This is a genomic window from Pedobacter zeaxanthinifaciens, assembly GCF_003313335.1.
Lineage (GTDB): Bacteria > Bacteroidota > Bacteroidia > Sphingobacteriales > Sphingobacteriaceae > Pedobacter > Pedobacter zeaxanthinifaciens.
In genome coordinates, this window is record NZ_QMHP01000005.1 from 296,387 (window position 1) to 308,810 (window position 12,424).

The 12,424-nt window shown below is 38.9% G+C and carries 8 protein-coding genes; all 8 read right to left on the reverse strand.

What is annotated here, in order from left to right:
* Positions 1 to 6 precede the first annotated feature (6 nt).
* The 8 genes from DUT68_RS10155 to DUT68_RS10190 all read right to left on the reverse strand — a co-directional run bounded on the left by DUT68_RS10155 (position 7) and on the right by DUT68_RS10190 (position 12,205).
* Entirely contained in the window at positions 7 to 1,227 is a 1,221-nt protein-coding gene (locus DUT68_RS10155) for a M14 family metallopeptidase (protein ID WP_113638072.1), read from the reverse strand.
* 2 nt (positions 1,228 to 1,229) lie between these two features.
* A complete protein-coding gene (locus DUT68_RS10160) occupies positions 1,230 to 2,183 on the reverse strand; it encodes a hypothetical protein (RefSeq protein WP_113638073.1) in 954 nt (317 codons plus the stop codon).
* A gap of 57 nt (positions 2,184 to 2,240) precedes the next feature.
* Entirely contained in the window at positions 2,241 to 2,885 is a 645-nt protein-coding gene (locus tag DUT68_RS10165) for a hypothetical protein (RefSeq protein ID WP_113638074.1), read from the reverse strand.
* A gap of 114 nt (positions 2,886 to 2,999) precedes the next feature.
* Positions 3,000 to 4,544 carry a RagB/SusD family nutrient uptake outer membrane protein gene (locus tag DUT68_RS10170; protein WP_113638075.1) on the reverse strand — a complete coding sequence of 515 codons (1,545 nt, stop codon included), beginning with the start codon at positions 4,542 to 4,544 and terminating at the stop codon, positions 3,000 to 3,002.
* 11 nt (positions 4,545 to 4,555) lie between these two features.
* On the reverse strand, positions 4,556 to 7,882 hold the full coding sequence (locus tag DUT68_RS10175; protein ID WP_198659566.1) for a TonB-dependent receptor: 3,327 nt from the start codon (positions 7,880 to 7,882) through the stop codon (positions 4,556 to 4,558).
* Between the two features lie 210 nt (positions 7,883 to 8,092).
* A complete protein-coding gene (locus DUT68_RS10180; RefSeq protein WP_113638077.1) occupies positions 8,093 to 9,295 on the reverse strand; it encodes a FecR family protein in 1,203 nt (400 codons plus the stop codon).
* A gap of 21 nt (positions 9,296 to 9,316) precedes the next feature.
* The gene (locus tag DUT68_RS10185) at positions 9,317 to 11,452 is read right to left on the reverse strand and encodes a T9SS type A sorting domain-containing protein (RefSeq protein WP_113638078.1); all 2,136 of its coding nucleotides are present in this window, start codon (positions 11,450 to 11,452) and stop codon (positions 9,317 to 9,319) included.
* 159 nt (positions 11,453 to 11,611) lie between these two features.
* A complete protein-coding gene (locus DUT68_RS10190; protein ID WP_113638079.1) occupies positions 11,612 to 12,205 on the reverse strand; it encodes an RNA polymerase sigma factor in 594 nt (197 codons plus the stop codon).
* Positions 12,206 to 12,424: the final 219 nt, after the last annotated feature.

Sequence of the window (12,424 nt, forward strand, 5' to 3'; positions counted from 1 at the left end):
CTAGTGCTATTTTTCCTTCAGTAATTCGGCCATTAGCACTTCCGCTACTTTTGTGGCTTTCTGTTTAATGTAAGGGCGAGGCGTGTTGTCGCCTACTTCATACGTTAACGCTTCGGCGTTAAGCACCTTACCCAGCCACGACTTTGATACGTTGCCCCCATTGCCAGACGGCTTAACAGTAGTCTTGTTATCTCCTTCAAAATCATGTAAGCCTTTTACCCATGCTGTGGTAAGCCCAGGAAAATTGGTATCTGGCCTATCCTCATTAGTGTAAAGCACATCATTAAAAGTCGAATGAAAATCCAAAGCAAAATATACCTTGGCTTTCTGTTTCTTTACTTTTTCCAATAAAAAATTTCTAACCGCTCGTGTTTCAGGCTGTTTAAAATCAATCCAATCCCTATTTAAATCTACCCCGCCAAAATTATGACGCCAGTTACCTTCATCTACGCCATCGGGGTTTATCATTGGGATAATAACCAATTCGTAGTTGGCAATGAACTTTTTGGCAAGCTCAGTTTGCCCCAATAAAGTTTCAACAAACTGCATCATTGCCATGTAGCCTGATATTTCGGGCGGGTGTTGGCGACTTAGCACGACTACGATTTTCTTTCCATCACTTTTAGTTGAGTTTAGTGCAATGATAGGTTTGCCTGCAATACTTTTACCAATAACGGTTTGCGTTAACTGATAACGCTGCACCATTTGATTGTTCCATTGGTAAGATTGTGCAGAAGATATGATTTCTTGAGCGGCTAAAGTTAGCGTATCGGTGCCCAGTTGCAGTTTAAAAGACGCGGTTGTTTTCTCTTTGTTGAGTTTTACCGCATTAACAGCATCCCAAGTGCTGCCATTATGAGTTATTTTGGGCTGGTAACGATGTTTACTATCGGGATAAACCAAGTTAAGGTAGATTTTTTTACCTGCCTTACCCCAAACCTTAAATGCAAACCACGGACTTTGATTGATGGGTTGGTTTTCCGGCTCGATGGTGATGTTAAAAGTACTATCATTAAGTTGGCTTAAGGCATTTAGCCTTGCAGCAGGAAACTTGTTGCTAAAAAACACACTTCCGTTTGCAAGCGCATAAATTTTGCGTTCCTGCAACTTAATACTAACGGCCGTATTTACCGCATTGATTTGATCAGTTGAATTGACTTTTTTAACAGCACAAGCCTGAAAAAATAGTGCAGCAGTTAGTAGAAGGTAAAACTTAGGATATTTCAATGTTATTTATCTAAAAGTAAACCATAATGATTTTTCATGTATTTAATAATGGCATCGGCAATTTTTATACCTGAAGCTTTACGTTGTGTAGCATTATTTCTTAAATCGGTGCCATGTGTTTCCAATTGTATGGCTGATACCGTGCCACCATTTCTTGAACCATAGGTTAGCGTACAATACCCTCCATTAAAATAGTCGTCATCGTTAGGTGTTGGATCTGTTTTACTTGGTACTGCAGGGATTCCTTCATTGGCCAAAAGCGTACCAAAGGCATAATCACCTCTGATAAGTTGCGAAAAAGAGTAGGCAGATGTAGTAGATAGCTGATAAATACTTGAGGTATTAGCAACACCATTCAAAGTGGCATCTGAAGCATTTAAGTTTGATCTGGATACAATGTAGCCCACTTCAACCCTTTTTTTGGTATGACCATGACCATGCATATCCAAAAACAAGCCTTTACCTACATTTTTAGCCACCATGTCCCTTGCAGATTTCAAAAAGCCGTGGTACTCTCTCCAAAGGGCATTTGCAGCCTCACTTTTATGATAAGCCTCCTCTAACGAACGATTAGGCTCCATGCGTTCCCTTGCCACGTCGTTAACAATAACATGCGGATGAATTCCAGTTTTTGCATAAAAAGCGCTGGCAATTTCCTCTACCAAATCAGTTACATACAAATCCCTTACGGTTACGGCATCCGGATTATCCCTAAATGGCATAGTTGAAGGAGTAATGGTGCCATCATGCGGAGAAGCTAAAATAATTGGAGAATTAGCATCGCCAACTTCAAACCTCACATATTTATTGCTTCCGTAAATGATGGTATTAGGCTTATAAGCAGTTTCATCAGGTTTGGTAGGATTTCCGCCGTCGCCGCTACTACTTGAGTTCTTTTTGCAAGATAAGATGATAGACAAAGCCATCATCAACGCCAATAAATTAATCTTTTTCATATCTATTGATTTTAATTGTCTGCTAATACCGGGCAACAGTTAGCGTGTTTCAACTGGCTAAATCATTCCCTTTTTGCTCCACATCTTTAATATTTCCCCAACAATGTTGCCCACACCATAAGCTGGATCTTCCTCTGTTTTGCGCCCCCATTTATATGCTTTATCAACTTTGTTATCATGCCTAAATCCTCTTACATGCGTAAATTCATGGGCAATATGTCTGGCTAAGCGCTGTGCAAGCTCTCCGTTTTCAACCAACCAATAATCATAAGTAGTGATGCTATAGCTACAGGCATTGGAAGAGCCCATAGTCCCTTTCTTATCGCCATTATTTTTTATATTGATGGTTAGGTTAACTTCTTTATCTGCCAATAAATTATCGTAAACAGCTTTTCCGGGTATGCGACCAGTTGTTTGATCATACACTACCTCAAAACACTTCTTTTTAGATTTGCTGTATGCGGAATCGTTGTAGTTTTGTTTATATAGCGCCTCTTTAAAATCTGCAGAAGAAAATACCCTACTTAACAATTGTTCGGCCTTTCTTAGTGTATCGGCAAAATGACTAGGCACAGTAGCTTTTTCATCCACATTAAAAGAAATTTTAAAACGAATATCAGCTACAACACTTGGCTTTTCGGCAAATATGTTTATGGCAACAAGTGCTAAAATTACAAGCAGCAGCCATCCTAGTTTTTTCATAATGCTAACATTTAATTTGAAGATTTAACCTAAAATAACAGGCAAAAAGAGTGACCGTAAGGAGCAATTAGCTTGCTCCCTCAGTCTTAACATATATAACTAACTTACTATTAACTAGGGATTTTGAACCATGTAGGGATTAGCCTGCATCTCACGGCGTGGAATTAAGAATTGCCATGTTACAGCGCCTCTTGCACGATCCATTGCATTGGCTAATGTAGAGGTAGCACCTGTATTTGCTCTAGCTAAAGCAAGATCTAACCTCTTCAAATCCAAGAAACGAAAGCCCTCGCCCCACAATTCTATTCGGCGTTGGGTCATAATTAAACCGTTATTATCGTTACCAATATCTGTAATGTTATCAGGGCGCACATAATTTGGATCCCTATTTTTCGCTAAAATATCTATAATATCAGCCGCCTCATTGATGAAACCATCTTTTGCTTTTGCTTCCGCTGCAATGAGATACATTTCTGCTACACGCATGAATGGAATATCGCCGGCACTAACGGCAGGATCAGCTACTACAAACTTTTTATGCATGTACAAAGCCCTAGTTTGGCCGGCTGCTGGCTGTCCTGTTGAGGCATCAATTACACCCGGAAAATTCACATAATCGTTTACATTATCGCAAAACAACTTTTTCCTGATATCAGTATTACTAAGCGAATTGTACAAAAGCGAGTTAATTTTTTTAGGATTTGGCCTGGTATGTGCCGAATTGAAATTTGAAGACATGTAAGCGTAAAACGAACCGTAAGTTGGCAGTTGCTCAGGCAATTGGTGCGCACCCCACATCCATTCAGAGTTTTTCATGTCTGTAAAACCATCCAAATACGCAGAGTTGGACATTAACTGATATCCTTTTAGTGCTTCTAGTGCATAATAAGCTGCATCAGTCCAGTTTTGCTGAGTTAAAGCAACCCTTGCTTTCAATCCTTGAGCCACACTTTTATCAATGTGTGTTCTGTATAACCCTCTTGCTGGTGCGCCGGTTAACATCACAATCGCTTCATCTAAATCTTTATTAATTTGAATGTAAACATCTTCGACGGTATTGCGTGGTTGTGGGTCCAAAGAGTATTTAGTAACAATAGGCACTCCAAGTTGTATCCTTGGTGAATTTGGATTGGAAATATCTGTTAGTATAGATTTATCGTAACGTTTGCCGAAGAGTTGCACCAACATGAAATGCGAAAAAGCCCGAAGTGCTAAACACTCCCCTTTTATTGCATTTTTTTGTGCTGTAGTTGCATCAGGCACCTTATCAATACCTTCTAACAACAAATTTGCATTAGCAATTATCCTGTAATAAAGGCGGTAGGCAAAATAAGGCAGGTCGTTCAAATCAGAGCGATGGTCTGTCCAACGGTAAGCGCCCCTGAAGTAACTTGTACCCGTTGCCGTATGAACGATATCTTCGCCCATGAAATCCATCACAATCATGATGGCAGCGTGACCATCCTGTTCCTGATCAGAATATTGCATGTACAACCCACGATAGATACCGTTAAGTGCCACCTTTACATTGTTGATGTTATCAAATATCTTGTCCGCATCAATTTGATCAGTTGGAACGGTATCTAAGTATGACTTTTTACATGAACCTAGTAGCAGTAAAAAGAAAAAAGCTGGCAGAATTAAAAAATATTTTTTCATTATTGAACGAACTATAATGTAATGTTTAAACCAAAACTGATGATACGAGAAGGTGCGTAGGTATACTCAGCATCTCCTGTGTAAGTTTGCGTAGGATCCATACCTTTTCTTGCCGAAGTAATGAACAAATTCTCTCCATTTACAAAGGCTTTTGCATTAGTTAATTTCAACCTTGAAAGCATTTTTTTAGGAAGGCTATAAGTTAATGCAACGGTACGCAGGTTCAAGTAATCTGATTTTGTTAACCAACGGTCGGTATCAGAAATAGATGATGAAGTGCTAAGTACAGGAATATCAGTTACATCGCCAGGATTTTGCCAGCGTTTTAACATATCTACGTGTAAAGCCCTACCATTGGTAGTGGTACCACCTCTGAACATTAGTGAGCGATAATCGTTATCGAACGTGTAACCACCAACCTGATAAATGAACATGACATTTAACGACCAGCTTTTGTAGCTGAAGCCATTATTTACGCTACCGAAAAAATCAGGAATTGCACTACCTGCGTAATAATAGGTGGCATCAGCCAAAGTAGTTGTTAAAGTGCCATCTGCTTTGCGGTATTGGTTTGCCCCTGTTTCTGGATTTACAGAATCCCAATCTCTCAACCAAAATTCGTAAAGTGATTTACCCGTTTCGTATTTTTTAGTTCCACTTACCCTACCTTCATAAGATGGTGGCAATGACAAGATCTTATTTCTAAACGTACTCCAATTAATATCAATGTTCCATTTAAAACGCTTAGTTTTTAGGGGAACTCCATTCAACTGCACTTCAACACCTTCGTTACGCATGGTGCCGAAATTGTCGTTATAAGTAAGTAAGCCCGATGTTAAAGGTAAAGTAACGGCAAACAGCAAATTGCTCGACTGGCGACGAAATGCTTCTACCGTACCGCCAAACCTATTTTTAAATACCGAAAACTCTACTGCTACATCTGCATTTTGATTGGATTCCCAAACCAAATCGTTATTACCAGCCTGTGTAAATAAAGCTCCTGGCTCGCTACCGTTGTTGTAGTTTAACGTATATAAACGTTGATAAGTGAAATAACTTCCGGTACGATCATTACCTACCTGACCGTAAGATGCTCTAAGTTTTAAGGCATCTACCCACTTAACTTTGAAGAATGGCTCTCTATCAATATTATATGCTGCACTAAGCGACCAGAAGTTGCCCCATCTGCTAGAAGGCGAAAATCTGGAAGTACCATCTCTCCTGAATGAACCAGAGAACAAATATTTTCCTTTGTAGCTATAGTCAATTTTTGACAAGTAACCTTCAGTTTTATAATCTCTATCATAAGACCCTAAAGCTGTAGTAGTTGTCATGTTATCCAGTACAGGTAAACCCGCTATTCCTTCGCTTCGTCTTGATCCCGATAGGTAATCATAATAATTAAGGTAGTTTTCGTGACCAACAAGTACACTAATTTTATGTTTGTTGATGGTTTTGCTCCAAGTTAATAACTGATTAAAGTTTAAATAGGTTGTAAGGCTATTGGTTCTGGTAGTTCTACCCACGCCCACAGCATCACCCATTACGCTGTTATCATACACGTTGCTACGATAGTTACCCAAAGTAAAACTGAAATTAGAAGTAAACTTGAAATCCTTCCAAAATTTAGCTTCGATATTGGCCACACCATTTAATGAGTTTCTTCTCACTTGGTTAACGTTGTACAAAGTTTCATACACTACATTTCGGCCGGTAAACAACGGTCTGTAATCACCTGGATCATAAACTTTATTTCCTTTGTTGTCCAAAATGTAAGCACCCGTTACCGGATCATGTTTGTACACAGGATAAATTGGTGCCAATATCAAATCGATGTAGAATGGATTTTCATTGATACCGCTGCTCTCGTTAGCCTGATCAGATTTGGTGTAAGTACCAAATAAATTCAATCCAAATTTCAGCCAATCTTTAGGCGTTGAGTTTACCCTTAACCTGCCGGAAAAACGCTTAAAATCCGAACCAATCACGTAACCGTTTTCGTCCAAATAATTAAGTGAAACATAATGATCTGTTTTAGCAGAACCGCCACTTAGCGATACTGACATGTCCGACCTCATGCCTAATCTCTGCAACTCTTCCCGGAAACGCACATCATCAGGATATAATAATTTAGCGTTTGGATTTAACTGTCCGTTTTCTAAAACAATTTCGTCATCAGCTACATTAAACGGATTCCAACCTACGTAGCTTTTTAAATTGGCCGTAGCGGCTGCCGCAGTGCCAGAAGTTCCATTTTTTAGTGCTTCCCACACAATTGGAAAGTATTGGTAAGCATCTAAAGTTTCATAATTTGGCAAGCCACGCTCAGAAAAAGCCTGTGTTAGCTTTGCAGTAATGGTGGTTTTGCCGTTGCTATTTCCTTTTTTAGTAGTGATTAATACTACGCCGTTAGCTGCCCTAGCACCATACAATGCTGTTGCTGAGGCATCTTTCAAAATGGAAATATTGTCAATATCTTCTGGATTGATGTTACTGATTACACCTTCGTAAGGTGCACCATCAAGCACATACAATGGGTTATTATCACCTGTGATTGAGCCAAACCCTCTGATTCTGATATCTGGTCCTTCGCCCGGCTGCCCGCTACCTGCCGTAGTTTGCACACCTGGTGAAGCCCCAACAATTGCAGAGTTTAAGTTACTGATAGGGCGTTGCTCGATATCTTTAGCTGAAATTTTGGTAACCGAATTGGTAAGCTCGTTACGTGTAGTAGTTCCAAAAGCAATTACTACCTCATCTAGCTGTTTGCTATCACGGGTAAGCGTAACTTCGTATTTTAATAAGGCCGTTAATGGAACTTCCTTAGTAACATAACCAATTGAACTAAATACCAATATTTTTTCGGTAGACTTCACATTGATTGCAAAATTACCTTCCACATTGGTAACCGCACCTGTAGTAGCACCTTTTACCCTAACGGATACGCCAAACAATGCCGAACCGTCTTCAGCATCAGTTACCTTTCCTGTAATGGTCCTATCCTGCCTAGCCTGCGTAGTGTTAGCTGCCAAGTCGTTTGCATGGTCAATAGGTTTTACAGAAATGATCTTATCTTCTATAGTGTAGCTTAAGGACATTCCCTTAAGTACAGATGACAAAACCACATCAATTGGCGCATTGGAAAAGTTAGCAGACACCCTTTTTTCATCTGAAACTTCCTTACTATTATAAATGAAATAATAGTTGGTTTGATTCCTCAGCTCCTTGAACATTTCCTTTAAAGTAATGTTTTGTTTTTTGATGCTTACGTTTTGAGCAAGTGTTTTGGCACTTAGCTGTAAACTGAAAACAAACACGATTACTGCAATGATTCTCATAACCAGTAAAGCTTTTTTAAATAGTTGTTTTTGTTTGGTCGAAAAATCGCAACTAAAAATAGCGTACGACAATCTACAATGTATTTTTTCTTTCATACATTTGTATATAAGGGTTTTGAATAAATAGTGGTTTCGTTTATTGTTATTTCATTTGGGCCTTTTATTGCTTTTCTCGGTTGCCGCCGAGAAAAGCCTTTTTACCCTTCTTGGTTATTTCTTCATCTTCTTTTCGCAGGTAATTACATTATTTTCAATTCCAAAAACTACATCTCCCGTAAGCTCCAACGTTTTTAAAACCTTTGATACGTTGGTATTTCTAGGAATTACACCGGTAAATGAGATATCGGGCTTTTCACCTTCGTACTTGATTTTAACATCGTACCAACGTGTCAACTCTTTCATGATCTCATCAATACTTGTGTTGTTAAATACAAACAAATCATTTTTCCAAGCCATTACTTCTTCAATATTGGCCTCTTGTTGTTTGGTTTCGTTCTCACTTTCAGTATAGATAATCTGTTTGCCCGGCTTCAACAATTGCGATTGCCCATTTTTAGTAAACTGCACTGAGCCTTCAAGCAAAGTAAGCGCTGAGCGGTACTCATCCGGATAAGCCATCACATTGAAGTGCGTACCCAGCACTTTGATTTCAGAACTGCCATTGCGTACGTAAAAAGGTTTACGCTTATCTTTCGCTATTTCAAAATAAGCCTCGCCTTTGATCTCCACCCTTCTGGCATCACCTGTAAATGCTGCCGGAAACTTAATTGATGAGCTAGCATTTAGCCAAACTTTACTACCATCAGAAAGCACTAAACTAAATTTTCCTCCAGCTGGTGTTGAAAGCGTATTAATTTTGGGTGTCGCTTCATCTGATTGGTTTTTTGCCACATAAACAATCTGCCCATTCGCATCCTTTTCAATCAAGATATCACCTTGAGTGGCAAGTTTGCCGGCGGCAGTATGATCCAAAACAATTTCAGAACCATCCGAAAGTGTCAACACAGCTTTTTCACTACCGGGCAATACATCATTATGATAAGCCAGTGGACTAGACTTTTGGTAAGAGTGGTTAGCGGTGTAATAAATTGTTACACTGGCCACAACCAATACCACCGCGGCCGCAACGTACTTCCAAAGTGGCTTACGCTCACGACCAGCCAACTTTTTTGGGTTGGTAATATTTGCATACATCCCATCCCAGTCTATTTCGTGTACAAGCGCATCAGATTGCACTTTTTTATTATGTTCATCCAAAAATGCCAAAACCTCATCTTTGGTTTCTGGATTTCTTATGTAAACAAATAACTCGGCATACTCTTCCTCCGTGATGCTCTTGTCTACATATTTTTGGAAAAGTTCCGCTAATCTGTCATTTGTTCCTAGTGTCATCTGATGTTCTTGATTGTCCATTTATACATTTATTGTCGTTAATTATTTCACGACCAATAATGTTTGCTTTTCTTCACTCAGTTTACCTTTGTTGATCCATAAAATGTAAGCACCTTTTGGAACGTTGGTTAAATCAAGTTTTAAACCTTCTTGTGTAGTTGTTTGAGCGTAATTATTGGTCAGTACGGTTTTACCCGTCAAAGATATTAGATTTAAGGAAACTGCACCCTCAACTGACGATGGAACTACATTAACATAGTTGCCCGCCGGATTTGGATACACCTTAGCAGATGCAAGCAAATCAAATCTTAAGCTTTGTATGCCTAAAACTTCCGAATTGCCATTTTTATCGTATTGTGTTAAACGGTAGTAGTTTAATCCCGAAAGCGGCGAAAAGTCAGTTAATGAATAACTTAACGGCGAATTGCTATCGCCAGCACCTGCAACTTCCTTTAAAATCTTGAAATCAGCTGGTGATGAGCCTCGTTCGATAACAAATTTGCTATTGTTTTGCTCACTTGCTGTTTTCCAAGTAAGAACGGCCGATGCTCCTTTTTTAGCCACGTTAAACGAAAGCAGCGAAACTGGCAACGTACCTTGGAACTCATAGGCTCCCAAATCAACTACCCCGCTTGATACACGGCTGTTCCCCGCCAAATCAGTAGTGATGCCAACTGGAATTAACGTATTATCTCCTTTTTGAGTTGCTTCGCCTTCTACAAGTTGTAGGAAATTCAAATCAGTAGCTACGGTGCTTGCAAACAATAAAGTGGGAGTTGCATTAACGATATTTCCATTTACACCGTTAGTTGCCACTGTAGTTGTTTGCATTAAACAGTTTTTTACCGTGAACGATGCACCGGTATTTCCTGCCGCAATATATACATCGCCTTCATTACCGTTAAAAATTGAGTTCTGTAACGTAATTTTTTGTGTAGTAGCCGAAGTAAAAAATGCTATTGCACCACCATTATTTGCGTTAGAAGCATTGGTGTTAGTATTGTTGTAAAATGTGCAATTGGTTAACACCGCATCGGTATAGGTTGAATTATAAATTGCCCCACCATAAGTAGCATTGTTTGCTGTATTATTAGCAAATACACCATTGGTGATACTAGGCGCTGCGTTATTAGAAGCTGTACCACCCAAATACATAGCTGCCCCACTAGATGCGGTATAATTGGCTAAAAACTTACAATTGGTATAGGTAGAGCTTGTACCATAATTATAGACTGCACCACCAGCAGAAGTAGATTTATTATTTGAAAACACAACGTTTAAGCAAGTAATTTTCGACGAAGTTGCTGTACCATTTGTAATTGCGCCACCTGAACCTGCAGTGGCTTCGTTGCCATCAAAAGTTGTGTTGGTAAACGTAGGCTGTGCAAAACTCGACAAATAAATTGCTCCACCCTCAAGGGCAGTATTGTTTGTAAATTTAACATTGGTAAATGTTGGATAAATATAGGCCGTTGTTAAACCAAGCATATAAATTGCTCCACCATTATTGGCCGATTTATTATTTTTAAATTCTACATTATTCAATGTAGCTGAACTATATAAAAAATATGCAGCTCCGCCATTTTGTGAAACGGTGGCATTCTCATTATCTGATATGATTAAATTTTCAAAAGTTGCCCCAGTGGTTGAACTCAAAAATAAACCTGCTGCTCTACCTTGGTGAAAACTGCCTCCATTAATTGTTGGTGTCGTTGTTCCATCGGCATAGCCCGCAGTAATTGTAAAACCATCTAATCTGGCTCCAACCATATTGCCGGTAACTGCCACAACATGGTACACATTATCGGTTTTAACCCCAACAGTGCCAATATCTCCACTTAAAATAGTTAGGTTGGCGGCTACGTCTCTCGCTGATAAAACTGCCTCAGTACCTACAAAACCTCCATAAACACTAACACCTTGCTTAAGCAGGAAAGTTTTGTCTCTATCCGTAGTTGAGCTACCAGGAGCAATTGTTGGTTTATAAGTTCCAGCTGCAACCCACACCTGATCTCCAGAAGAAGACGCATTAATCACAGTCTGTAAGTCGGCAGCTGCATCAGCCCAACTTGTACCATCACCGGCGCCCGTTGCTATTGGTTTAACATAGCGAACAGTTTGCGCAAATGTTGTTAGAGAGCCTAATACAATTAGAAATAATAAGTAAATTTTTCTCATGAATTGTTGGTTTAGGGTTTGTTGATGCTATATAGACTAGTTAGCCTGCACAACGGACCGTTTTTTAACCAACTTTTTTATTTTTTATAGAGAACTGCGATTTGACAAGCCATTGATATGATTTGAAAACTATGGCGAAGGTATGGCAAGAAGATTTTTTTATAGGAAAAACTTCAACAGTAGCAGTAATGAAACCGTGATGTTATGTTTAGCAATATGATATTTAAGATGCTTAAGCACCTCAACAATGACGTTTTTAACTCTACTTTTTGAGAGCCCAACCGCCTGCGCTATTTCTTCGTGACTCATATGCTGAGTACGGCTCATTTGAAATATTTCCTGCTTTTGCAGCGATAAGGTTTGCAAAACTTTGTTGATCAAAAAAGTACTTTCTTTCAAGTTAATTTGATCATCAATATTATTTAAAGAAGTAGAGGTGTTGATCCAGGCGTTGTTAATGGTTTTTTCTGTACGGCTAATTTTTGCCAAATAATCGTAAGTTTTGTTACGGGCAATGGTGTAGATGTAGTTACGCGGATGTTCTATGGAAAGTAACTTATCTCTGTTTTGCCAAATTACCAAAAAAGTCTCTTGCACTATTTCTTCGGCGTCAGCTTTACTGTGCACAAACGAATCAACAAAAGCAAGTATCTTGCCTCTGTAAAGACAAAACATTTTATTAAATGCTAGAGAATTTCCATCTGAAATTTCTTTTAGCAATAGCTTTTCTGCCGTTAAATCGTACAATGCCATTAAAAATAAATATCAGCTAACATAGCTAATAAATAGCAGGTTAGTCAGTTTGTGGTTTAGGTTATCTAAAATTAGTAATCATCTTTTACTCTACAAAATATTACAACTTATTTTTTTAAAATAAAATTACCATAATGCAAAAAAGCAAACACGTTTAATACGTATTTGCCTAAAAATACCATCATAAAAAAGGCGACCTCATTAAAATGAGACCGCCAA